This is a genomic window from Pseudonocardia endophytica (assembly GCF_004339565.1).
Taxonomy (GTDB): domain Bacteria; phylum Actinomycetota; class Actinomycetes; order Mycobacteriales; family Pseudonocardiaceae; genus Pseudonocardia; species Pseudonocardia endophytica.
In genome coordinates, this window is record NZ_SMFZ01000002.1 from 572143 (window position 1) to 595637 (window position 23495).

The 23495-nt window shown below is 73.3% G+C and carries 25 protein-coding genes; 12 read left to right on the forward strand and 13 right to left on the reverse strand.

Translation table 11 applies throughout. The features are described 5' to 3' along the window. Positions 1-4: 4 nt before the first annotated feature. The 3 genes from EV378_RS21605 to EV378_RS21615 all read right to left on the reverse strand — a co-directional run bounded on the left by EV378_RS21605 (position 5) and on the right by EV378_RS21615 (position 3591). Positions 5-859: an alpha/beta fold hydrolase gene (locus EV378_RS21605; RefSeq protein WP_132429098.1), complete on the reverse strand. Its 855-nt coding sequence runs from the start codon at positions 857-859 to the stop codon at positions 5-7. 58 nt (positions 860-917) lie between these two features. Then, the gene (locus tag EV378_RS21610; RefSeq protein WP_207908820.1) at positions 918-1829 is read right to left on the reverse strand and encodes an aldo/keto reductase; all 912 of its coding nucleotides are present in this window, start codon (positions 1827-1829) and stop codon (positions 918-920) included. A 148-nt stretch (positions 1830-1977) separates the two neighbouring features. Then, a complete protein-coding gene (locus EV378_RS21615) occupies positions 1978-3591 on the reverse strand; it encodes an alkaline phosphatase D family protein (protein ID WP_132429102.1) in 1614 nt (537 codons plus the stop codon). 276 nt (positions 3592-3867) lie between these two features. Between EV378_RS21615 and groES the strand changes: the two genes are divergently transcribed. Beyond that, on the forward strand, positions 3868-4158 hold the full coding sequence (gene groES, locus EV378_RS21620) for a co-chaperone GroES (RefSeq protein ID WP_010225616.1): 291 nt from the start codon (positions 3868-3870) through the stop codon (positions 4156-4158). 92 nt (positions 4159-4250) lie between these two features. Beyond that, a complete protein-coding gene (groL, locus tag EV378_RS21625) occupies positions 4251-5876 on the forward strand; it encodes a chaperonin GroEL (RefSeq protein WP_132429104.1) in 1626 nt (541 codons plus the stop codon). 68 nt (positions 5877-5944) lie between these two features. Here groL and EV378_RS21630 read toward each other — a convergent pair whose 3' ends face one another. Beyond that, positions 5945-6298, reverse strand: a complete 354-nt coding sequence (locus tag EV378_RS21630) for a WhiB family transcriptional regulator (protein ID WP_132429106.1) — start codon at positions 6296-6298, stop codon at positions 5945-5947. A 165-nt stretch (positions 6299-6463) separates the two neighbouring features. Here EV378_RS21630 and EV378_RS21635 point away from each other — a divergent pair, with 165 nt between their 5' ends. The 4 genes from EV378_RS21635 to EV378_RS21650 all read left to right on the forward strand — a co-directional run bounded on the left by EV378_RS21635 (position 6464) and on the right by EV378_RS21650 (position 10299). After that, complete coding sequence (locus tag EV378_RS21635) at positions 6464-7372, forward strand: hypothetical protein (protein WP_132429108.1); 909 nt, start codon at positions 6464-6466, stop codon at positions 7370-7372. Positions 7373-7537: 165 nt separating this feature from the next. After that, the gene (locus EV378_RS21640; protein WP_132429110.1) at positions 7538-8134 is read left to right on the forward strand and encodes a response regulator transcription factor; all 597 of its coding nucleotides are present in this window, start codon (positions 7538-7540) and stop codon (positions 8132-8134) included. A 499-nt stretch (positions 8135-8633) separates the two neighbouring features. Beyond that, positions 8634-9206, forward strand: a complete 573-nt coding sequence (locus EV378_RS21645) for a sigma-70 family RNA polymerase sigma factor (protein ID WP_132429112.1) — start codon at positions 8634-8636, stop codon at positions 9204-9206. A 139-nt stretch (positions 9207-9345) separates the two neighbouring features. After that, positions 9346-10299, forward strand: coding sequence for an anti-sigma-D factor RsdA (locus EV378_RS21650; protein ID WP_165922415.1), 954 nt, complete (start codon positions 9346-9348; stop codon positions 10297-10299). Between the two features lie 64 nt (positions 10300-10363). Here the strand turns inward: EV378_RS21650 and EV378_RS21655 are convergent, their stop codons facing one another. Continuing rightward, positions 10364-10762, reverse strand: coding sequence for a DUF5319 domain-containing protein (locus tag EV378_RS21655; protein WP_424511248.1), 399 nt, complete (start codon positions 10760-10762; stop codon positions 10364-10366). A gap of 167 nt (positions 10763-10929) precedes the next feature. Here EV378_RS21655 and guaB point away from each other — a divergent pair, with 167 nt between their 5' ends. Together guaB and EV378_RS21665 are read left to right on the forward strand one after the other, a co-directional pair. Further along, entirely contained in the window at positions 10930-12441 is a 1512-nt protein-coding gene (guaB, locus tag EV378_RS21660) for an IMP dehydrogenase (RefSeq protein ID WP_132429118.1), read from the forward strand. Between the two features lie 18 nt (positions 12442-12459). Next, positions 12460-13584 (forward strand): GuaB3 family IMP dehydrogenase-related protein, encoded by a 1125-nt coding sequence (locus EV378_RS21665; RefSeq protein ID WP_132429120.1) that lies wholly within the window; start codon positions 12460-12462, stop codon positions 13582-13584. Positions 13585-13740: 156 nt separating this feature from the next. Here EV378_RS21665 and EV378_RS21670 read toward each other — a convergent pair whose 3' ends face one another. The 5 genes from EV378_RS21670 to EV378_RS21690 form a co-directional block, all read right to left on the reverse strand. After that, the gene (locus tag EV378_RS21670) at positions 13741-13971 is read right to left on the reverse strand and encodes a hypothetical protein (protein WP_132429122.1); all 231 of its coding nucleotides are present in this window, start codon (positions 13969-13971) and stop codon (positions 13741-13743) included. A gap of 62 nt (positions 13972-14033) precedes the next feature. Continuing rightward, entirely contained in the window at positions 14034-14627 is a 594-nt protein-coding gene (locus EV378_RS35450; protein ID WP_165922417.1) for a hypothetical protein, read from the reverse strand. 565 nt (positions 14628-15192) lie between these two features. Beyond that, positions 15193-15621 carry a nuclear transport factor 2 family protein gene (locus EV378_RS21680; RefSeq protein ID WP_132429126.1) on the reverse strand — a complete coding sequence of 143 codons (429 nt, stop codon included), beginning with the start codon at positions 15619-15621 and terminating at the stop codon, positions 15193-15195. Beyond that, positions 15621-16409, reverse strand: coding sequence for an ABC transporter permease (locus tag EV378_RS21685; protein ID WP_132429128.1), 789 nt, complete (start codon positions 16407-16409; stop codon positions 15621-15623). The genes EV378_RS21680 and EV378_RS21685 overlap by 1 nt, the downstream gene beginning before the upstream one ends. Then, positions 16406-17368: an ATP-binding cassette domain-containing protein gene (locus tag EV378_RS21690; RefSeq protein ID WP_132429130.1), complete on the reverse strand. Its 963-nt coding sequence runs from the start codon at positions 17366-17368 to the stop codon at positions 16406-16408. The genes EV378_RS21685 and EV378_RS21690 overlap by 4 nt, the downstream gene beginning before the upstream one ends. Before the next feature lie 80 nt (positions 17369-17448). Here EV378_RS21690 and EV378_RS21695 point away from each other — a divergent pair, with 80 nt between their 5' ends. The 3 genes from EV378_RS21695 to EV378_RS21705 all read left to right on the forward strand — a co-directional run bounded on the left by EV378_RS21695 (position 17449) and on the right by EV378_RS21705 (position 19490). Further along, positions 17449-18198 carry a TetR/AcrR family transcriptional regulator gene (locus EV378_RS21695; RefSeq protein ID WP_243653689.1) on the forward strand — a complete coding sequence of 250 codons (750 nt, stop codon included), beginning with the start codon at positions 17449-17451 and terminating at the stop codon, positions 18196-18198. Positions 18199-18224: 26 nt separating this feature from the next. Further along, positions 18225-18965, forward strand: coding sequence for a class I SAM-dependent methyltransferase (locus EV378_RS21700; RefSeq protein WP_243653690.1), 741 nt, complete (start codon positions 18225-18227; stop codon positions 18963-18965). An 81-nt stretch (positions 18966-19046) separates the two neighbouring features. After that, entirely contained in the window at positions 19047-19490 is a 444-nt protein-coding gene (locus EV378_RS21705) for a substrate-binding domain-containing protein (RefSeq protein WP_132429132.1), read from the forward strand. A gap of 91 nt (positions 19491-19581) precedes the next feature. On the opposite strand, the gene EV378_RS21710 is transcribed toward EV378_RS21705, so the two are convergent. After that, positions 19582-19803, reverse strand: a complete 222-nt coding sequence (locus EV378_RS21710; RefSeq protein ID WP_132429134.1) for a hypothetical protein — start codon at positions 19801-19803, stop codon at positions 19582-19584. Between the two features lie 64 nt (positions 19804-19867). Between EV378_RS21710 and guaA the strand changes: the two genes are divergently transcribed. Further along, on the forward strand, positions 19868-21418 hold the full coding sequence (gene guaA, locus EV378_RS21715; RefSeq protein WP_132429136.1) for a glutamine-hydrolyzing GMP synthase: 1551 nt from the start codon (positions 19868-19870) through the stop codon (positions 21416-21418). 143 nt (positions 21419-21561) lie between these two features. Here guaA and EV378_RS21720 read toward each other — a convergent pair whose 3' ends face one another. Both EV378_RS21720 and EV378_RS21725 read right to left on the reverse strand, forming a co-directional pair. Beyond that, complete coding sequence (locus EV378_RS21720) at positions 21562-21768, reverse strand: hypothetical protein (RefSeq protein WP_132429138.1); 207 nt, start codon at positions 21766-21768, stop codon at positions 21562-21564. Next, the gene (locus EV378_RS21725; RefSeq protein ID WP_132429140.1) at positions 21761-23476 is read right to left on the reverse strand and encodes a PspC domain-containing protein; all 1716 of its coding nucleotides are present in this window, start codon (positions 23474-23476) and stop codon (positions 21761-21763) included. The genes EV378_RS21720 and EV378_RS21725 overlap by 8 nt, the downstream gene beginning before the upstream one ends. Positions 23477-23495 lie beyond the last annotated feature (19 nt).

Sequence of the window (23495 nt, forward strand, 5' to 3'; positions counted from 1 at the left end):
ACGTTCACGTCGACGGGCGGTGCCCGGTGTGCCGGGCGAGCAGCGGTACGACCACGTCCCACGTGCGCGGCGGCGGTGTCTCGTGCCCGACGCCGTCCATGGCGTGGAACTCGGCGCCGGGGATCGCGGCTGCGAGCGCCTCGCCGTGCGGCAGCGGGAACAACGGGTCCGCCGAGCCGTGCAGCACGAGCGTCGGGACGGTGACGTCGGCCGGGCGGGGCGACGGGCCGTCGTCGTTGCCGAGTGCGATCCCGTGGTTGGTGAGCAGCGCGGGCACGCTCGCCGTCCGTCCGACGGTCGCGCGGGCCACCCGGAGAGTGCGATCGGCGTCGAAGCCGGGCCCGCCGAACGGGCGCTCGTTCTCCACCAGGTACGCGACGACCGCCTCGGCGTCCGACCAGTCGGGCTCCGGGGCCGGGTCGGAGAACGTCGCGGCCAGCGCCGGGTCCGGCGGCGGGAGCCCGTCGTCGAGCGGGCTGCAGCCGATCGGCGTGAGCGACCGGACCCGGTCCGGGTGGGACACGGCGATGGTCAGCGCGATCCCCGCACCCATCGACAGGCCGACCAGGTGCGCGGCTGCGACACCGAGCGCGTCGAGCACCCGCAGCGGGTCGCCGTCGAGCTCGGGCACGCCGTAGTCCGGCGCGCCCACCGGGCTCGACGCGGACCGCCCGGCATCGCGGTGGTCGAAGCGCACGACGTACCGGCCCTCCGCCGCGAGCCGCTCGCAGAACCCGGGTTCCCAGGCGTCCATCGTCTGGCCCATCCCGGACAGCAGCAGCACGGCCGGATCGCCGTCGTCGCCGAACGTCTCGAAGCAGATGCGGACGCCGTCCACGGTCGCGATGCGTTCCGTCATGTCCGTTCCGACCGGTCCCGCCCGCCCGACTCATCGGTGCGGGCCCGGACCGCCGCGGTCAGCTCGTCGCGCTCAGATAGGACAGGAACCGTCGCTCGTCGTGCGTCAGCTCGAGCGTGCGGGCGGGGAGCAGGCCGGCCAGCTGCTCGACGGTCCGGGCGCTGGCGATCGGGGCGGTGACGGTCGGTTGCGCGGCCAGCCAGGCGAGCGCCACGGCGGGCACCGGCACCTCGTGACCGGCCGCGATCTCGTCGAGGCCGGCGAGCACGGACCGTCCGCGGGAGTCCAGGTACGCCGAGGCGCCCTCGGCGCGGGGGGTCTCCGGCGCGGGGGAGTCCGGGCGGTACTTGCCGGTCAGGAAGCCTTTGGCCAGCCCGAAGTACGGGTAGCAGGCCAGGTTCGACGACTCGGCGAGCGGCGCGAGCGAGGCCTCGTAGTCGTCGCGCTCCATGAGGTTGTAGTGCGGCTGGATCGCGGTGAACGCGGTCAGCCCGTCGCGCTCGGAGATCTCCAGCGCGGACCGGAGCCGCTCGGCGGAGAAGTTCGACGCGCCGATCTCGCGCACGAGGCCGTCGCGGACCAGCCCGTCGAACGCGTCGAGCGTCTCCTCCTGCGCGGTGTCCGGGTCGTCGCGGTGGGCGTAGTAAAGATCGATCCGATCGGTTCCCATGCGGCGCAACGAGTCCCGCGCGGCCTTGGCGACGTTGTCCGCGGACAGGCCCTCGCGCCCGGGTAGCGCGCCGACCTTCGTCGCGATCCGGACGGCGTCCCGGTTCCCGCGCGCGGACATCCACTCGCCGAGGATCGTCTCCGACTCGCCGCCGGAGTTGCCGGGTGCCCGCCAGGTGTACGAGTCGGCGGTGTCGATCATCGTCCCGCCCGCGTCGACGAACGCGTCGAGCACCGCGAACGAGGCCTCCCGGTCGGCCGTCCACCCGAACACGTTCGCCCCGAGACACAACTCCGCCACACGCAGGACGCTACCCAGGCCCCACCCCGAGGCGCCTCGCAGCGCCCCCGACGCCCCGCAGACCCCCCACCGCCCGAACGAGGGTGCCGTTCGAGCAATGTCATTGCTCGAAGGTGCCGTTCGTTCGGAAGAAGGGGGGGAGCGGCGGTCAGGCCGGGGTCAGGCCCGGGCGGCGGTCCTCGGTGACGAAGCGGGCCCTCGTCTCGACGGGGGCGCCGGGCTTCTTCACGTAGGGGACGACCTTGAACTCGCTCGTCATCGTCCCCGCCTCGAAGCGGGTGCGGACGTAGCCCCGGCGGTTGTTGTAGAAGCGGACGTGCGGGTTCTCGGCCAGGGTCGCGGCCGTCTCCTTCTTCTGCTCCGACCCGTCACCACCCGAGGTGATCGAGCTCGACACGAGCTCCGTGCCGATCACCGGCGACGACGGGTCGTCGAACCGGCGCTTGACGTCCGCCGCCCAGTGCGCGTGCACGTCCCCGGTGAGCACGACGAGGTTGCGTGCCCGCCCGCGCTCGGTGGCCGCCACCCACCCGTCGACGACGCGGTCGCGGGACCCGGGGTAGCCGTCCCACGCGTCCGGGTTGAAACCGCGCCCGGCGCCCGGCGTGAAGTCGACCTGGGAGAAGAACACCTGCTGGCCGAGCACGTCCCAGCGGGCCCGCGACCCGGCGAACCCGTCGGCGATCCAGCGCTCCTGCGCCGAGCCGGGAAGCGACCGGGCCGGATCCGTACGCGATGGGCAGTCCTTCCCGAACTCGTCGTCGCACGGCTGGTCGCCGCGGTACTGACGGGTGTCGAGCATGTGGAACGTGACCAGGCCGCCGAACGGGACGCGGCGGTAGAGCCGCATCGACGACCCGCGCGGGCGTTGCGCGGCGCGCAGCGGCATGTTCTCCCAGTACGCGCGGAACGCGGCGGCCTTGCGCGCGGCGAAGTCGCCGGGCGGGTCGACCGGCAGCTCGCGGACGTTCCCGGCCCAGTTGTTCTCGACCTCGTGGTCGTCGAACACGACGAGCCATGGCGCCGCCGCGTGGGCGGCCTGCAGGTCGGTGTCGGCGTGGTACTGGCCGTAGCGCTGGCGGTAGTTCGCGAGCGTCGTCGTCTCCGGGCCGGCGTGGTCGCGGACGTTGCCGCCAGGTGCGTCGTAGCCGCCCTTGCCGTACTCGTACATGTAGTCGCCGAGGTGCAGCACGATGTCCGGGTGCTCCTCGGCGAGCCTCCGGTACGCCGTGAACCACCCGTGCTCGAACTGCGAGCACGACGTGAAGCACATGGTCAACGGCGTCATGGCGGCCGCGGGCGGTGCGGTGCGGGTGCGCCCGGCCGGCGACACGGCACGGCCGGCGCGGAAGCGGAACCAGTAGTCCCGCTGCGGAGCCAGACCGCCGGCCTCGACGTGCACGCTGTGCCCGTCGTCCGGGCCGGTGCGCACGCGCCCCCGGCGCACGACGCGGGAGAAGCGCTCGTCCTCGGCGACCTCCCACTCGACGTCGGTGGACCGGTCGCCGAGGCCGCCGAGACCGTCCTCGGCCGTCGGGTCGGACGCGAGTCGGGTCCACAGCACGACGCTCGACGCGTCCGGCTCCCCGGACGCGACACCGAGGCCGAACGGATCACCGGGCGCCGCGGATCCGGGTGCGGACGAGCGGGTGGGTACGGCGCCGAGCGCGGGGCCGGTGAGCGTCCCGGTGGCGGTCAGGGCGGCGCCTGCGACGAGGCCGGCGCGCAGCACGGTCCTGCGGGAACGGGGCGTGGTGGGCATCATGTGCAGGTAACGCCATCCCGGCGTGGAAAGGGTGACGCGCGGTCGGTCGCCCGGTGAAATCCCGGGGGACGAATCGGGCTTCCGCCACGCCGGCAAGTGCCGGTTGAGACCTCTCTCATGCTCTGGCACTCTCATGGGTAGAGTGCCAGGGCGCACCCCGGGACAGCGGCGACCCCGACCCCCGCGACGGCGGGGTCCTCACCGACCGGGTGCGCGGACACTTCACCAGAAGAGTGAGTTCGACATTCACCCCAGGAAGGGGAGGTCATCGTCGTGGCGAACATCAAGCCGCTCGAGGACAAGATCGTCGTCCAGGCCAGCGAGGCGGAGACCACCACGGCCTCCGGCATCGTCATCCCGGACACCGCGAAGGAGAAGCCCCAGGAGGGCAAGGTCCTCGCCGTGGGCCCGGGCCGGGTCGACGACAACGGCAACCGCGTTCCGCTCGACGTGGCCGTCGGCGACGTCGTCATCTACTCGAAGTACGGCGGCACCGAGGTCAAGTACAACGGCGAGGAGTACCTGATCCTCTCCGCGCGCGACGTGCTCGCGGTCGTCAACTAGGACCGTGACCGCCTTCCGCCCCGGCGACCCGCTCGACGGGTCCCGGGGCGGCGTGCGTTGACGAGGACACAGAGAGGCAGGACAGCCACACCATGGCGAAGCAGATCAGCTTCGACGAGCAGACCCGGCGCGCGCTCGAGCGCGGCGTCAACCAGCTCGCCGACGCGGTCAAGGTGACGTTGGGCCCGCGCGGGCGCCACGTCGTGCTGGACAAGAAGTTCGGTGGCCCGACCGTCACGAACGACGGCGTGACCATCGCCCGCGAGATCGACCTCGAGGACCCGTACGAGAACCTCGGGGCGCAGCTCGCGAAGACCGTTGCCACGAAGACCAACGACGTCGCGGGCGACGGCACCACCACCGCGACCGTGCTGGCCCAGGCACTGGTCAAGGAGGGCCTGCGCAACGTCGCCGCGGGCGCGGGCCCCGCCGCGCTCGGCGAGGGCATCGCCGCCGCCGCGCAGAAGGTCTCCGACGTGCTGCTGGCCAAGGCCACCCCGGTCAACGGCAAGGAGCACATCGCTCAGGTCGGCGCCATCGCGTCGCGCGAGCAGGAGATCGGCGACATGATCGCCGAGGCGATCGACACCGTCGGCAACGACGGCGTGATCACCGTCGAGGAGGGCTCCACGCTCTCCACCGAGCTGGAGATCACCGAGGGCCTGCAGTTCGACAAGGGTTACCTGTCGCCGTACTTCGTCACCGACTCGGAGTCGATGGAGGCCGTCCTCGAGGACGCCTACGTCCTGCTCCACCGGGACAAGATCGGCAACATCCAGGACCTCCTCCCGCTGCTGGAGAAGGTGCTGGGCGAGGGCAAGCCGCTGCTGATCATCGCGGAGGACGTCGAGGGCGAGGCGCTGTCCACCCTGGTCGTCAACTCGATCCGCAAGACGATCAAGGTCGCCGCGATCAAGTCGCCGTTCTTCGGTGACCGCCGCAAGGCGTTCATGGACGACCTGGCGATCGCCACCGGCGGTCAGGTGATCAACCCGGAGGTCGGGCTCAAGCTGTCCGAGGCCGGGCTGGACCTGCTGGGCAAGGCGCGTCGCATCGTCGTCACGAAGGACAACACGACGATCGTCGAGGGCGGCGGCTCGAAGGCCGACGTCGAGGGTCGGGTCGCCACGCTGAAGCGTGAGATCGAGGAGGCCGACTCGGACTGGGACCGCGAGAAGCTCCAGGAGCGCCTCGCGAAGCTGTCCGGCGGCGTCGCGGTCATCAAGGCGGGTGCCGCCACCGAGACCGCGCTCAAGGAGCGCAAGCACCGCATCGAGGACGCGGTGTCGGCCACCCGGGCCGCGGTCGAGGAGGGCATCGTGCCCGGCGGCGGTTCCGCGCTCGTGCACGCCGCGGCCGAGCTCGAGGGGAACCTCGGACTCACCGGGGACGCCGCGACCGGTGTCGCGATCGTCCGCAAGGCGCTGTCCGCCCCGCTGTTCTGGATCGCCGAGAACGGCGGCGACGAGGGCGCCATCGTCACGTCGCGGGTGGCCGAGAAGGGCTGGGGCACCGGCTACAACGCCGCCACCCAGACCTACTCCGACCTGGTCGCGGACGGCGTCATCGACCCGGTCAAGGTGACCCGGTCGGCCGTCGAGAACGCCGCCTCGATCGCCCGCATGGTGCTCACCACGGAGAGCGCCGTCGTGGACAAGCCGGAGGAGGAGCCCGCTCCCGCCGCCGGTGGTCACGGCGGCCACGGTCACGGGCACTAGTCCGTAGCCCACACACGAAGGGGGCGGGTGGCCATCGGCCACCCGCCCCCTTCGTCGTCGAGTCGGTGTTACGCGGAGTCGAGGCCCGCGACCGGCTCGGCGACGACCGGCTCGGCGACGATCGGGTCCGCGATCTTCGGTGTGCGGCGCGGACCACGGATGATCGCGTCACGCTCGGACTCGGACAGGCCGCCCCAGATCCCGTAGGGCTCATGGACCTCCAGCGCGTGCTCGCGGCACTGCGCCACCACCGGGCACTCCGCACAGACCTGCTTGGCGCGGGATTCGCGACGGGCCCGCGCGGGTCCGCGCTCACCCTCGGGATGGAAGAAGAACGCACTGTCCATCCCCCGGCAGGCTCCCTCCATCTGCCAGTCGTAGATGTCGGCGACCGGGCCGGGAAGCCTCCGGATGTCCGCCATGTTCGTCACCTGCCTCTAGCTTTTCGACGCTCGATGCCTCTCAAATGCCCCCGGGTCGGGGGCGGCAAACCTCGTTCACCCCACGAGTTGCGGTGGTGGCCGGTGTGTGGGTACCCGACATCGTCGACGATCGTCGACGGTGGCAGCGCGAACCGGGGAGGTGACGTGTCCGACGACGTGGCGGGGAACTGGGACCGTGCCGTCGACCTGGGCGGATACGGCCACTACGCGGCGGCGGAGTCGCTGCTGCGCGCCCTCCGCACCGGACCGGGCGTGCCAGGGCACCTCCGGGCCCACGCGGCCGTGACGCGCGCCTCACACCTGCGTCAGGTCGGGTCGCACGGCCGGGCGGCCGTCCACGACGCCGCGGCCGTCCGGGTCGCCCGCCCGCTCGCCGGGGATCGGGCGCCGGAACCGGGGTCCGACCGCGCGGGGACCGGCGTGGCCGCGGCACTCGGCGACGCCCTGGCCGGACTCGCCGCGGACGCGATCGGGCGGTGGGACGCCGTGGGAGCCCGCCGGCTGCTGGACCGTGCCGCGCCGTGGTGCGGTGTGCCGGACGACGAGCGCCCTCCGGTCTCCCGGACAGCCGTGCGCTGGCTGTGGGTTCGGGCCGAGACGGCGCTGCTGGCGGGCGACGCCGGGGCCGCCGTGGTCGCCTCCGGGACGGCCTGCACGCTCGCCCCGTCCCTCGGCTCGGTCCGGCACGCGGTGAAGTCCCGGCTCGTGCACGCCGTCGCGCGGTCGGTCGCCGGGGAGGCGGTCGACGGCGAGCTCGACGCGGTCGCCGACGACGCCGGCGCCGCCGGCCTGCTCCCGCTCCGCTGGGCGGCTCTCGTCGCCGCCGGGGACACGATTACCGGGCCACGGGTGGACGACATCGGGCCGGGTCCGAACGGACGACACGCCGGAGGGTGGCTACCCGATACGCTCGGTCGCCGGACGGTTGCGCAGAGTCGCCGACATGCGACGATGATCGCGGCGAACGTCGTCTACCTGCGATCGGACCCCGTCACCAGGGCCGGAATGCGGGAGTCTGCGTGGCTCATGCCGCCGGGCGCGGTACCGTACTGACTACTCCATTCGAGCAAGATCACCCACATGGCAAGGCAGATGCGGGCCGGATCTTCCCAAATGGAGGGCACAAATTCGCCCCGACCGTGTCAAGGTGAGAGGGTCACCCGCCGATTCGGAGGGTGAATATCACCCGGCTGCAGGAAGCTGCAGGAAGGAATCGTCGTGACGACGGTACTCATCTGCGACGATCGTCGCAGCGTCCGCGAGGGTCTGACCCGCGTCATGTCCGCCGTGCCCGGGGTCCAGCGGATCGACTGCGTGGCGCACGGTGACGAGCTGCTCGCCCGCTACGCCCGGCAGACGGTGGACGTCGTCCTCGTCGGGACGCAGCGTGCCGTGCCGACCGGTGTCGAGGCCACCCGCCGCCTCGTGGCGGCGCACCCCCAGGCCAACGTGATCGTGTTCGGCGCACCCGACGACGCGGGCAGCATCGCCGCGGCGATCGCGGGCGGCGCGCGCGGCTATCTCCGGTGGGACGCGTCCCGTCCGGAGCTCGTCGCCGCGCTCGCCCACACGCTGGCGAGCACATCCGTGCCGACCCCGCGCGTGCCGACCGACCCGGGGGTCCAGCTGACCGAGCGCGAGCTCCAGGTCCTGCGCGGGATGAGCCAGGGCAAGAGCAACGGCCAGATCGGTCGCGAGCTGTACCTGTCCGAGGACACGGTGAAGACGCACGCGCGCCGCCTGTTCCGCAAGCTCGGCGTGCGGGACCGCGCGCAGGCCGTCGCGCACGGCTTCCGGCGGGGTCTCGTCTCCTAGTTTCACCCGTCCGGACCGCCGGGTCGCGCTTGCGGCCCGCCGGACGCCGGATTCCCGCCGCTCGTCGGCGGGTCCGGTACGCACGGTCGTCACGGTGTCGCCCGCCGCCCCCCGGGTGGCGCCGTCGATGTCCCCCACGTGGCCGAATCCGATGTGCCGCGTATGCGCCGCGCCGCTCCGCGCGACGGCTCTTCCTCACTGCCTCCGTTCACCGCGCGTTCCACCTGCGGGTCGAACGTTTTCCCTGGTCGGTGACGTGCCGTTCGCCGCCCGTGTCCGCCCTGTCGCCGCCGGCGCACGGGCCGCGGACAACCTCCGGCCTGTCCGACTCGTCTTCTCTGTCGTGGAGCCGGTCCCGATGTCGACGAGTCCTTCGCTACGGTGTTCCGGGCGGCACCTGCGCCGACGTCCGGGCATCTCGACAGGGGGTCCGGTTCCACGAACGGATGATGTCCGGTGATCTCTTCGGAGCCTGTTAACGCGTTGGCGGTCCTGCACGATGAGTGAATCAAGAGACGTACCCGACGAGCTGATCGCGGCCGCCATGGCCGGTGACCGATCCGCCGTCGAGCGCGTTCTCGGTGTCATTCGGCCTCTGGTCGTGCGCTACTGCCGGGCGCGACTGGGGGGCACGGACCGCTCGTCCGTCTCGGCGGACGACGTCGCGCAGGAGGTGTGTCTTGCCGTGCTGACGGCGTTACCGGGGTATCGCGTCCAAGGACGCCCGTTCCTCGCTTTCGTCTACGGCATCGCGTCGCACAAGGTGATCGACGCGCACCGCGCTGCATCTCGCAACCGTTCGGAACCCGTCGCCGACGTGCCCGACCGGATGGAGATCGCGGAGGGGCCGGAGAGCCGGGCGCTCCAGGTGGAACTGTCCGAACAGATGTCCAAACTCCTCGAGATCCTCCCCGAGAAGCATCGGGAGATCATCACGCTGCGCGTGGTGGTGGGACTCTCCGCGGAGGAGACGGCGGAAGCCGTCGGCAGTACCCCGGGCGCCGTCCGGGTCGCACAGCACCGGGCCCTGACCCGGCTGCGCAGGTCGATGAGCGAGGAGGAGGTGGTCTGAGATGCGGGAACATGGAGGACACGGACCCGGTCAGCGGCCACCGGCTCCCGGCCCGAACTGGTCGGGGCGCCGCCCCGGCCCGACGGGCACGAACGGCCATACGCACCACCCGTCACCCGGGCGCCCGTTCGACGCGGACATGCTCGACGAGGACGGTCCGCTCGACCTGATCGAGCTCCAGGCCGACGACGAGCTGATCAACGCGCTGTCGTCGGGGCTCACGGTCAGCGGTCCCGGCAGGCAGGGCTACGACGCCGACGACCATCTCGTGGCGATGCTCTCCGCGTGGCGTGCCGACGTGGACGCCGAGCCGATGCCGCAGCTCGTCGAACCGGACGTCGCGGCGGAGGCACTCGCTCCGCAGCGGCGCTCGCGTCGCGTCAGCTACCTGCGTCCGGTCATCGCGGCGGTCGCCGTGGCGGCGTGCGGCCTGGGTGTGCTGTCGGTCAGCGCGCACGAGGCGCAGCCGGGCGACTCGCTCTGGGGCCTGAGCAAGGTGCTCTACGCCGAGCGGGCCGAGCAGGTCCAGGCCGCGAGCGACCTGCGTACCGGCATCGACCGGGTGAACGCGAAGCTGGCCAGTGGGGACACGATCGGCGCCCAGCAGGACCTCGACGCGATGGGGCCGCTGCTGGCGAAGGTCGAGCCCGGTGGGTCCGACCAGGCCTACTTCGACCAGCAGCGCCAGTTCCTGACGGCGAAGGTGGCCGAGACGCCGCCGGGGCAGCCGACCGACCCGACGGCCCCGCTGCGCAACGGCACCGCCGCGCCGCTCCCGCCGTCGACGGAAGGCTCCGCCGACCCGGGTCCGGGCACCGCGACGTCGCCGCAGGCACCGAGCGGGACCAGTCCGGGGACCGGCCTCCCGCCGGGCTCCACCGGTCCGGGCAGCGACCCGCGGTCGTTGCAGGGGCCGGGAACCGGTCCGACCGCACCGACCACGACCAGCCCGACCGCGCCGGCGGACCCCACGTCGCCGACGACAGAGGGCTCGGCCGACCCGACGACCACGACCACCCGCCCGACGGCGTCGGGCGAGGGGAGCGCGGACCCGTCGACGACGGCCGGTGGGGTGAGCAGCACCCCGCGGTGACACCCGCACCATCGACGACGGCCCCGGAGGATCTCCTCCGGGGCCGTTCTCGTATGCGGGGGATTCAGTCGTCGGCGAGCGTCGCGTCCGCGTAGCCGCGGCAGTACTCCCACGTGACGTAGTGCGCGGGATCCGGGTCGTAGGCCGGCTCGTGCGGGCGCATCTGCCCCTCGTCGAGCAGCTGCTGCAGGCTGGCCCGCAGCAGGCTCCACTCGTGGAAGTGCTGCTCACCGCAGTCGGTGCAGTCCACGACGATGCCACGCACCCCGCGGCCGGACAGCAGGGCCTGGTAGACGGCCAGGTCGGCGAGATCGGCCAGGATCTCGCTGCGGTCCGAGTCGGTCAGCTCCGCGTCCTCGCCGTCGGTCCGCCCCTCGGAGCCCGGGTCCATGCAGAGCGCAGGGTCGTCCGGGTCTCCGGCGAACGGGTCCGGCGGCAGCCCCTCTGGTGACACGTCGTACACGGTACTCGGCCGGTCGTCGGACCCGGTCGCACGCCCCCGCCGTGACGGCTGTCGCACGGCGTGACGCGCGCCCCGCCCGGGTCGGTGCCGGAGGGGGCAGACGTACCATGAACTTCTGTGGCGAGGCTCGGCGCAGACGTGCGATGCGAAGGGGTGCGTGTCCACCAATGACGAGCGAGATCGGCGGATTCCCGTCCAAGTTCGCGATGCTCGGCCTGACCTTCGACGACGTCCTGCTGCTCCCCGCGGAGTCGGACGTGGTCCCCAGCACGGCGGACACCTCGTCGCAGGTGACCCGACGGGTGCGGGTGCAGGTCCCGCTGGTGTCGTCGCCGATGGACACGGTCACCGAGTCGCGGATGGCGATCGCCATGGCCCGCGCCGGCGGACTCGGCGTGCTGCACCGGAACCTGCCGCCGGACCAGCAGGCCGCGCAGGTCGAGGTCGTGAAGCGGTCCGAGGCGGGCATGGTGACCGACCCGGTGACCTGCTCCCCGGAGGCGACGCTGGCCGAGGTCGACGCGCTGTGCGCGAAGTTCCGCATCTCCGGCGTGCCGGTGACCGACGAGCGCGGCCGACTGCTCGGGATCATCACGAACAGGGACATGCGCTACGAGGTCGACCAGGACCGCGCGGTGTCCGAGGTGATGACACGCGCGCCGCTGGTCACCGCGAAGGTCGGGGTGACGGCGGAGGCGGCGCTCGGCCTGCTGCGCAGGCACAAGCTCGAGAAGCTGCCCATCGTGGACGGCGAGGACGTCCTGCGTGGACTGATCACGATCAAGGACTTCAACAAGACCGAGCAGTACCCGCTGGCCACCAAGGACCCGGACGGCCGCCTGGTCGTCGCCGCGGCCGTCGGTGTCGGTGAGGACGCGCACGCGCGCTCGATGCAGCTCGTCGAGGCCGGCGTCGACGTGCTCATGGTGGACACCGCGCACGGACATTCGCGACGGGTGCTGGAGACGGTGTCCAAGCTGCGGGCCGAGGTCGGCGACCACGTCGACGTCGTCGGCGGGAACGTCGCGACCTACGAAGGCGCGCAGGCGCTCGTCGAGGCGGGCGCGGACGCTGTGAAGGTCGGTGTCGGGCCGGGCTCGATCTGCACCACGCGCGTCGTGGCCGGCGTCGGTGCCCCGCAGATCACCGCGATCTACGAGGCGACCAGGGCGTGTGCGCCGCACGGCGTCCCGGTGATCGGCGACGGCGGCATCCAGTACTCCGGCGACGTCGCCAAGGCGATCGCGGCGGGCGCGTCGACGGTCATGCTCGGCTCGCTGCTCGCCGGCACCGCGGAGTCCCCCGGCGAGGTCGTGCTCGTCGGCGGGAAGCAGTTCAAGACCTACCGCGGCATGGGCTCGCTCGGCGCGATGCAGGGCCGGGCGGGCGCGGCCGGGCGGTCCTACTCCAAGGACCGCTACGCCCAGGACGACGTGCTCAGCGAGGACAAGCTCGTCCCGGAGGGCATCGAGGGCCGGATCCCGTTCCGCGGGCCGCTGTCCTCGGTCGTGCACCAGCTCGGCGGCGGCCTGCGGTCCGGCATGGGCTACGTCGGCGCGCAGACGATCGCCGACCTGCAGCAGGCGCAGCTCGTCCGGATCACGGCGGCCGGGCTCAAGGAGAGCCACCCGCACGACATCACGATGACCGTCGAGGCCCCGAACTACGCCGCTCGTTAGGGACCTAGGCTCTACGGCGTGCGTGACACCGTGGAGATCGGGATGGGCCGCGAGGCCCGCCGGGCGTTCGACCTCGACCAGATCGAGATCGTGCCGTCCCGGCGGACCCGGAGCTCGAAGGCCGTGTCGACGGCGTGGCAGCTGGACGCCTACCGCTTCGACATCCCGCTGATGACCCACCCGACGGACGCTGTCGTGTCCCCGGCCAGCGCCGTCGCGCTCGGCAAGCTGGGTGGGCTGGGCGTGCTGAACGCCGAGGGCCTCTGGGCCCGGCACGGTGACGCCGAGGGCGCGCTCGCGCAGGTCGTCGCCGCCGCGGCGGGGGACGACCCGGACAGCGCGCTGGCCACGCTGCAGGAGCTGCACCGCGCGCCGATCAGCGAGGCCCTGATCGCCGAGGCGCTCCGCCCGCTGCGCGAGTCCGGCAACCCGGTCGCCGCTCGGGTCAGCCCGCAGCGCGCCCGCGAGCTCACCCCTGCCCTGCTGGCGGCCGGGGTGGAGATCCTGATCGTGCAGGGCACGATCATCTCCGCCGAGCACGTCTCGGACGGCGAACCGCTGAACCTGAAGGACTTCATCGCCGACCTGGACGTCCCGGTCGTGGCAGGCGGTGTCGGCGACTACCGGACGGCGCTGCACCTGATGCGCACCGGAGCGGCCGGCGTGATCGTCGGGTACGGGCAGTCCAGCTCCACGACGACCGACGAGGTCCTCGGCATCGGCGTCCCGATGGCGACGGCGATCGTGGACGCCGCGGCCGCCCGTCGCGACTACCTCGACGAGACCGGTGGGCGCTACGCGCACGTGATCGCCGACGGCGGCATCGCGACGTCCGGCGACATCGCCCGCGCGATCGCCTGCGGCGCGGACGCCGTCATGCTCGGCGAGCAGCTCGCCGACGCCGAGGAGGCCCCGGCGGGCGGGCTGTACTGGACGTCGTCGGCGGCGCACCCGTCGCTGCCCCGCTCCGAGATCACCGGTCTGGCCGGGTCCGGCCGCTCGCTGGAGCAGGTCCTGTTCGGACCGACGGAGAGCCCGTACGGCACGACCAACCTGTTCGGCGCCCTGCGCCGCGCGATGGCCAAGACGGGCTACTCCGACCTCAAGGAGTTCCAGCGCGTCGGACTCACCATCCGGGGCTGAGCCCCAGCTCGACGAGTCCGGCGAGGTGACCGTGATGCCGCTCGCCGGCACCGCGGTCGCGGCCGCCGCGACGGACCGGGAGTGCCCGCCGCGCAGCCCTGGAGCGCAGCCCTGAACGCGGCCTCGGGCGCCGGGCCCCGGACCGCTGACCGACGGTCAGAGGCCTGCGTCCTCGAGGAACTGCTGCCCGTCGGCGGTGACCGACACCCTGTCGTCGCCGGTGATGTAGCCGTTCTCCCGCCCCCGGCGGGCGAGCTCGTCGACCATGGCCCGCTGGTCGTCGGAGATCGCGTCCGGGTTCTTGAACAGCGCACCGGCCGGTTCGACGTCGTTCCCCGCGGCCAGGACACGCATCAGGAACGTCGCGAGCGGGTCGAGCATCGGCACGGCGGTCCGCCTCCCTGTCGACATCCGGTCGCGGTTCGTTCTCGTCGATCGGGAGCGTGCTGTCAAGCGATCGCGCCGAGGCGGGCGGCGCCGTCGTCGAGGTCGCGGCCCATCTCGGTCAGCTCGTCCGCGGAGCGGTTCAGCATGTCGGCGTCGAGCTGCTCGGTGCCGGCGATGCAGTAGGTCGCGGCGCGGGCCCCGTGCGTGAGCGCACCGGCCCACGACGACTGGACCTGCGCGTCCGGCACCGGGTCGTACGCCTGGGCGGCCGCGATGTCGCGCTGCAGCGACCGGCAGGCAGTGTTCATGTCGTCGGGGTCGGTGCGGGCGCCCGCGTCACCGATCGACGCGAGGTCATCCTGGATCGCCTGCATCCGCGAGAGCCCGCCGCCGTCCCGCCAGCCGGCGATCCGGTCCGACGTGGACACCGCGGGTGCTCCCGTCTGGCCGGCCACTGTGGACGAGTCGCGGGCCAGGTTCCCGATCGCGACGACGCCGCCGGTGACCACGACGAACGCGGCGGCCGCGGCGAGCAGGACCGGGCCGACGGAGCGCTTCCGGATCGGCTCGTGACCGACCGGGAGGCCTGCGGGCGGGGCGTAGGCGAGCGGGCTCGCCGGGTGGACCGGCAGCGGCGGCAACGCGGCCGGCTGCATCGCGGCTGTGGGGTGTGGCAGAGCTGTGGGGTGCTGCGCTGCGGGGTGGGGCGCTGCGGGGTGGGGCGCTGCGGGGTGGGGCGCTGCGGGGTGGGGCGCTGCGGGGTGCGGCGCTGCGGGGTGCGGCGCTGCGGGGTGCGGCGCTGCGGGGTGCTGCGCGACGACGCCCGCCGGACGCTGCGTCGGCACCGGGTGGGGCGACGGCACCGGAGCCGGGCGCTGCGTCGGCACCGTGGCGGGATGTTCCGTCCGCTCCGGAGCCGGCCGCTGGGACGGGATCACCGCGGACAGCAGCGTCGTGGGGGTGTCCACCGGGCGCGGCGTCGCTGCGCGGCGCGGTGGGTGCGAGGCGGTCATCTTCAGGCCCTTCGGCGCGGGACGGATACCTCGCCATCGCGCACCCGGGGAGTGGTCGTTAGCCCGGACGGCGGAGAACCCTCCGGGAATCGGCAGAGTTGACGATAGGTAGCCGGCCCTCGCCGCCGCGTGAGCCCGCCCACGCACCCCGTACCGGCGTGCCGCACCCGTCGCAGCGGATGCGGCACGCCGACGGGAGGTGCGGCGCCTACATCTGGTCGCCGAACCCGCCGGCGACCATGGTCTGGAACCGCCATCCGTCCGCGGTCCGGATCAGCAGGTCGCCGTAACGCAGCTGGTGGGTGTCCCCGCCGGCGGTGATCGTCGCGTCGGTCACGACGAACGCGAGGGCCGGACTCAGGAACACGGGGTGCCGGACGGACTCCATGGACACCTCGCCCGCTGCGCCGACGGCGTCGCGCATCTGCTCGAGGAACCGCTCGCGGTCGCAGGGTGCGGCGATCCCGAACCCGCCGGAGTCGGTCACCTCGTTGATCGGGAACGCGGCCCGGTCGGCCATCGCGTCGAGGTCCCCGGCCGCGACGAGCGCGTCGTAGTCGTCGAACCAGTCCAGGATCTCGCGGACCTCCGCGTCGCTCGCGGCGTAGCCGGCCGCGGCGGGCTGCACGTCGGACATCAGATCGTCGCCCCGCGGATCGAGCGCACGCCGACCCACAGGCCGACGGCGGCGGTCACCAGCGCCGCGACGAAGCCCCACAGCACCACCGGATCGGCGAACGTCCCGGCGAACAGGGCACGCTCGGCGTCGACGACGTAGGTCAGCGGGTTGATCAGCGACGCGATCCGCATCCACTCCGGACCGGTCTCGAGCGGCAGCATCATGCCGGACAGGATCAGCAGCGGGAACAGCAGCGACTGCTGGACCGCCCAGAAGATCCACTCGGTGTTCCGGGCCGCGATCGCCAGTGCATAGGACAACGCACCGATCCCGACGCCGAACACGCCGAGCAGCACCAGGCCGACGAGCGCGTGCAGCGGGTACAGCACGAACCCGAACGGCACCGCGATCAGCGCTACCAGCGCGGCCTGCGCGACCAGCGGGGTGAGCTCCTTGAGCGCCCGGCCGATCATCAGCGACGAGCGGGACAGCGGTGTCGCCAGCATCCGCTCGAACGCCCCGGTCATGATCTCGAACTGCAGGTTCGAGCCGGTCATCGACGTGCCGAACATCGTGATCATGACGATCACGCCGGGCAGGAACCACTGCAGCGACGACCCGCCGAACAGGCTCCCGTCGCCGGCCAGCCCGGCCAGCAGCGGCCCGAACAGGCCGAGGAACACCAGTGGCTGGACGAGCGAGAAGATCAGCGAGAACGGGTCCCGGACGATCGTCAGCGTCTCGCGCCACCAGACGTTGCCGACGTCGGCCAGCACGCCGGCCCGCGCCGGAAGGGCCATGGTCATGCTGCTTCTCCTTCGCGCAGGCTGCGGCCGGTGAGGTTGAGGAACACGTCGTCCAATGTGGGCGTCCGGGCAGACGCGGCGACGGCGTCCACACCGGACGATGCGAGGCGTCCGATGAGCCCGGGCATCGCGCGCGACGCGGCCTCCACCCGGACCGTCACGGCGACGCCGTCGGGATCCGGCCGCTCCTCGGCACCGGTGCCGACCGTCGCCAGCTGCGCCCGCGCCGCCGCGGCCTGGTCCGGCCGGACGACGACGGTCAGCCGGTCGCCGGCCTGCTTGGCCTTGAGCGTCTCCGGCGCGTCGTCGGCGATGATCCGCCCGTGGTCGATCACGACGACGCGCTCGGCCATCGCGTCCGCCTCGTCCAGGTAGTGCGTGGTCAGCACGATCGTCGTGCCGTGCTCCTCGCGCACCCGCAGGATGTGCTCCCACAGGTTGGCCCGGTTCTGCGGGTCCATCCCGGTCGACGGCTCGTCGAGGAACAGCAGGCCGGGTGCGTGGATCAGGCCGAGTGCGATGTCGAGGCGTCGCCTCTGCCCGCCGGACAGCGAGCTGACCTTGCGCATCCGCAGGGCGGCGAGGTCGAGTGTCTCCAGTAGACGCTCGGCCGACGCGACGGCTGCGGGCTTGCGCATGCCGTAGAACCGGCCCTGCATCAGGAGCTCGTCCCAGACCCGATAGTTGTGGCCGGCGCCGTCCTTCTGTCCGATGTAGCCGATCCGGCGGCGCACCTCGGCCGGCTGTGACGTGACGTCGACGCCCGCCACGACGGCCGTCCCGGAGCTGGGCGGTAGCAGGCTGGTGAGCATCCGCAGCGTCGTCGACTTCCCGGCGCCGTTCGGACCGAGGAACGCGACGAGCTCGCCCGCGCCCACGTCCAGATCGATGCCGCGGACGGCCTCGATCGTCTCCTTGCCGACCCGGAACGTCCGGGTCAGCGACTCGGTGTGGATCATCGATCTCCGTATCCCGTACACCGTACTGAATGAGCCTGCGATACTGTACACCGTACGGAGTTGAGCGCAAGGAGTTTCCCGTGACGGACGAACCGGACACCTGGGGCACGCCGGCGGGCCGGGCGATGATCGAGCTGCTCTGGAACCCGCCGCCGCCGTCGGCGCGCGGGCCCCGGCAGCGGCTCACGCTCGACGAGGTGGTCGGGGCCGCGACCGAGCTCGCCCGTCGGAGCGGTGGCGCGGAGCTGTCCATGCGCGGGCTCGCGGCGCAGCTCGGCGTCGGGGTGATGAGCCTGTACACCTACGTGCCGGGTCGCGACGAGCTGTTCGAGCTGATGGTGGACCGCGCGTGGGCGGGCCGGAAGCTGCCGGACCGGTCGCTCGGCTGGCGCGAGCAGGTCGAGTTCCACGCGCACGAGGCGTGGCGGATGTACCGCGACGAGCCGTGGCTGATCCACTCGAACCTCTGGCGGACGCCGCTCGGGCCGCACGTGCTCGACGCGCAGGAGGACCTCTACCGCGCCGTCGGGCTGACCGGGCTCCCCGCGGCGCGGGTCGTCGAGATCGCCGGACTGGTCGAGTCGCACGTGTTCGGTGCGGCGCGGGCGACGGTCACGGACACCGGCGTCGCGGCCCGGACCGGCGTCGCGTACGACGAGTACTGGGAGTCCCGCTCCAGCTTCTGGGGCACCTACTTCTCGCAGGAGCGGTTCCCGACGATGACCCGCCTCTGGGAGGCGGGCGGGTTCGACGAGCGTGTCGACCAGTCCTGGGAGCTCGGACTCGCCCTGATCCTGGACGGCGTGGAGCGTCTGCTGGGGGATTCCTGACCCGGTCACGTGGCACGATCCGCGCCGTGGAGACGGTGGACATGATGAGCGCGTTCCGACGGGCGCACGACGGGCTGCCGCGCGAGGCACCGGGCTCGGAGCGCACCACCCGGCTACTGCTCGAGATGTGCGGACCGCTGCCCGCCGCACCGCGCGTCGTCGACATCGGGTGCGGGACCGGACCGGCCACTCTCGTGCTCGCCGAGCTCACCGGCGGCACCGTCGACGCCGTCGACCTGCACGAGCCGTACCTGACCGAGCTCGGCGCACGGGCCCGCGCCGCCGGCGTCGACGGCCGGGTGCGCACGCACGTCGCGTCGATGCAGGATCTCCCGTTCCCGGACACGGCGTTCGACCTGGTCTGGGCCGAGGGCTCGGCCTACGTCATGGGCTTCGACGCGGCGCTCGCGGCCTGGCGACGGCTCGTCGCCCCGGGCGGGGCGCTCGTGCTGACCGAGGCCGAGTGGACGACGCCCGACCCGTCGACCGGCGCACGGGAGTTCTGGGACGAGGCGTACCCGTCGATGCGCACGACCGGGGAGAACGTCCGCGCGGCGCAGGAGACGGGCTGGACCGTCGCGGGCACCTACCTGCTCCCGGACGTCGACTGGGACGCCTACTACGAGCCGCTCGCGTCGAACCTCGACCGGATGCGCGACGACGGCGTCTCCCCGGCACTCGTCGACGACGTCGGGCACGAGATCGAGGTCCGGCGCGCGCACGGCGCGGACTACGGCTACACCGGGTACGTCCTGCGACCCCGATGACCGGTGAGCCTCCCTCCCGGCACCGGGCGCCGTCGTAGCACGATGGGGTCCGTCCCGTCGTCGACGAGAGGGAGATCCGGCATGTCCCGTCCGACCGCAGGTGCCGCGATGGGCGGTGGGCGCGCGTTCGTCGACGCGACCGGTTCGCCGGTCCCGCTGCGGGGGCCGATCACGACGGTCGTCGCGACCGACGAGCAGGTCGGCGCGCTCCTGCTCGAGCTCGGCGCGACCGTCACCGGCTGCGCGGGCGCGCTGGACGGGGTGGACGCCGTCGGGGAGTCGCGATCACCGGACCCGGACGCGGTCGCCGCGAAGCGCCCGGACGCGATCATCACCGGGCTGGTCGACGGCGCGCACGACGTCACCGACCGCGGGGTGCTCGGGCGGCTGCGCCAGACCGCCCCCGTGATCGCCGTGGACCTGGAACGACGGGCCGCGACATCGGCCGACCTGCGCGCGCTGCTGGGAGCGGTCCAGCCTCCGCCGCACCGCTCCCGCGGCCGGCACGAGGACCCGTTCGACTGAGAACCGTCGGGGGCGGATGCCGGCGTGAACACCACGGTCGTTCCGCGCGCTCCGGACGACCGTGACGTGCATCTCGAGCCGTTCCGGCGGGTCAGGGTCCGGCGGCGATCCCGGCCTCGACGCGGGAGCGCCACTCGTCGTACTCCGTGCGGTCCTCGGCCAGGCCGATGGCCGCGACGCAGGCCGGGCACAGCCCGCCGGGGCGCAGGAGGGCGCGCTCCCCGCAGCGGGAGCAGGCCACGGCGATGGCCGGGCCCGTCCGGTCGTCGACCGCCTCGCCCTCGACCGGTGCGTTCTCGACCTCGGCGCTCATGCCCGGATCGTAGCGACGCGGCCGTCGGACGGAGCGGGGACCGGCCGTCGTTACCCTGGTCGGCGTGCAGACCCCGACCGTCCTCGTCGTCGACTACGGCGCGCAGTACGCCCAGCTGATCGCCCGGCGGGTGCGCGAGGCCGACGTCTACTCCGAGATCGTCCCGGCGAGCACGCCGGTCGCGGAGATCGTCGCGCGGGAGCCGGTGGCCGTGATCCTCTCCGGCGGGCCGGCCAGCGTCTACGCCGAGGACGCACCCGCGCTCGACCCGGCCCTGTTCGACACCGGCATCCCGGTGCTCGGGCTCTGCTACGGCTTCCAGGCGATGGCCCGCGCGCTCGGCGGCGACGTCGCGCACGACGGCACCCGCGAGTACGGCCGCACCGAACTGAGCCTGACCGACACGTCCGGCGCGCTGCACGGCGGCCTGCCGTCGCGGCACCCGGTGTGGATGAGCCACGGCGACTCCGTGGTCCGCGCACCGGAGGGGTTCACGGTCACGGCGTCGTCGGACCGGGTCGCGGTCGCCGCGTTCGAGGACACCGACCGGCGCCTGGCCGGCGTGCAGTACCACCCCGAGGTGGGCCACTCGCCGCACGGCCAGGAGGTGCTGCGCCGGTTCCTGCACGACGTCGCGGGTATCGCCCCGGCCTGGACCACCGCGTCGATCATCGACGAGACGGTGGACGCGATCCGCGCGCAGGTCGGAGACGGGCGGGCGATCTGCGGGCTGTCCGGCGGGGTGGACTCCGCGGTCGCCGCCGCTCTCGTGCAGCGCGCCATCGGGGATCGTCTGACCTGCGTGTTCGTCGACCACGGGCTGTTGCGCGCCGGGGAGCGGGAGCAGGTGGAGAAGGACTTCGTCGCGGCGACCGGGGCGAAGCTGCACACCGTCGACGCCGAGCGGCGTTTCCTGGACGCGCTCGCCGGGGTGTCCGACCCGGAGCAGAAGCGCAAGATCATCGGCCGCGAGTTCATCCGAGTGTTCGAGGTGGCGACGGCCGACGTGCTGGCCGAGGAGACGGTCGACTTCCTGGTCCAGGGCACGCTGTACCCGGACGTCGTCGAGTCCGGCGGCGGGTCCGGCACGGCGACGATCAAGAGCCACCACAACGTCGGCGGGCTGCCCGACGACGTCGAGTTCACGCTCGTCGAACCGCTCCGTGCGCTGTTCAAGGACGAGGTGCGCACGGTCGGCGCGGAGCTGGGGCTGCCCGAGGTGATCGTGCGCCGCCAGCCGTTCCCGGGGCCCGGCCTCGGCATCCGGATCATCGGCGAGGTCACGGCGGACCGGCTGGAGACGCTGCGCGCCGCGGACGCGATCGCCCGCGAGGAGCTCACCGCGTCCGGGCTGGACGGCGAGATCTGGCAGTGCCCTGTGGTGCTGCTGGCGGACGTACGCAGCGTCGGGGTACAGGGCGACGGCCGCACGTACGGTCACCCGATCGTCCTGCGGCCGGTGTCCTCCGAGGACGCCATGACCGCGGACTGGACCCGCCTGCCCTACGACGTGCTGGAGCGCATCTCCACCCGGGTCACGAACGAGGTCGCCGAGGTGAACCGCGTCGTGCTGGACGTGACGAGCAAGCCGCCGGGCACCATCGAGTGGGAGTGAAATAGGGGCGGGGCCGGTGGTAGCGCCGGCCCCGCCCCGTCCGCCCGGGTCCCGTTGCGGCCCGACCCCCGTCGGATCCGCGACCTCACGGGCGGAGACGGTCCCCGGCGACGCTCCCCAGCCCGCCGGTGGACCGATGTCTACTAGTCGTCGGAACGGTGCCGGGAGTTACGCAAACCGGCAAGGAGAAATATGGCGCCCGCCACGACCGCGACCAGCGCCAACACCCACCGGATGTCCACACCGGATCCTGGATCGATCCCGCTGACGCCGTAGCCCGCCACGCCGAGCGCGAGCAGCCCGCCGATCAGGGCAACCGGATCCGGTACGCGCCGCCGCGGCTCACTCACGGCCCACCGTCACCGAGCCGAGGGCGGCGTGCGCGTCCAGTTCGATCCGGCCGCCGCCGGGGCCGTCCGGTCCGACGTCGACGACGGTCAGCTCCGGGGCGTCGCCGCTGCGGGACTGCCCGTCCACGGTGACGTCGCCGAACGAACTGGAGCCGCGGACGACGATGTCGGCATCGCGCGGGACGGTCACCGCAATCGAGCCGATCCCGACCCGCGCCGCCGTGCGCACGACCGGTGCGGGCGCTCCGGGCGGGGTGCGCAGGTCGAGCCCGCTCAGGTCGAGCGCCACGTCCCCGACGCCGCGCCGGTACTCCGGTGCGACGGCGGTGGCGGACGTCGGTGCGTCGGCGATCGTCCCGACGCCTCCGCGCAGGTCGGCCCACGGCAGCGCCGCGACCAGCCAGGTCGTGACGGCGAGCAGCGCCGCGAACGGCAGCAGCCACCGCCCGGCGTGCCGGAACGCGCCGATCACCAGGCCCAGCCCGATGACGGCGAGCGCCGCCGCCGGGACCATCGCCGGTGCGACGACGCCGGGGACGGTCAGCGCGGCGGCACCGGTTCCGCCCGTGGCGAGCAGCGCCACGGCCAGCGTCACGGCCGTGACCCGCGACCGCCGCGCAGGCGGCGGTTCCGGTCCCTGCTCCGGCGCGAGATCGGGCAGGTCCCACGCGAACGGTGCGGCGCCGAGCGGGTCCCAGGACGGCGGCGTCGCCGCCGGATCGGATCCGTTCGTCGCGACGGGGTACGGAGCGGTCCCGTGCCCCGTGATCCGTCCGGACGCGTGCGGGTCGGGGACCGGCGCGGAGGTGGTCGATGCGCCGATCGCCCCCGTGCCCGGAGCCCCCGTGCCCGGAGCCGCCGTGTCGGCCGCACCGGTCGCCGCCGCGCCGGTTGCCGCCGTGTCGGTCGGTGCCGTACCGGTCGGCGCCGTGCCATCGGCCGGGAGGCGGCCGGTCACGGTGTGAGCGTCCGGACCGGCGACGTGGTCGGTCGTCGCGGTGCCGGAGACCGCCGCGTCCGCGATCGGGGTGGCGACGGTCGGGGCGTCGTCCGTGGCCGGGGCGTCCGGGGCCGAGCCGGCGACGTCCGGAGCGTCGGAGGCCGGAGCGTCGGAGGCCGGGGCGGAGGACGCCGGAACGGCGGAAGCCGGAGCGTCGGACGCCGGGGCGCGGGAGACCGGAGCGTCGGAGAACGGGGTCCCGGAGGCCCGGACGGGAGCGGGCGCCGTGGCCGTCGTCGCGCCCGTGCCGGACGCCGCGACCGCACCGGCCGACCCCGGGCCGGGAGCCCCCGCCGAACCGCTCGCGGTCACCTCACGCGGCCCGCCGCGGGTGATGTGCAGCAGGGCGAGCAGCCCGACGGAGACCATCAGCGGCGCGACCCAGCCCCCGTCGCCGCCGAACATCAGCGCGGCGACGATCACCGCGGCCCCGACGAGCAGCACCGTCGACAGTGCCGTCCGCGAGCGCCCGGAGCCTGCGCTCCCGGCGTCCGGCAGCACGGCACAGCCGACGAGGTACAGCGGGATGCCCGGCCCGAAGAACGCCGCGGTCGCGAATCCGACGCGCACGAGTACCGGGTCGATGTCGTAGCGCTCACCGAGTGCCGCAGCCACGCCGGCGACCATCCGGCCCTCGCGGGGCCGGGCGGGACGCGTCGCCCACGCGTCGGACAGACGTGCGGTGCGGCGCCGAGCCGTCTCCTCCATGGGCGGTGACTCTGCTCCC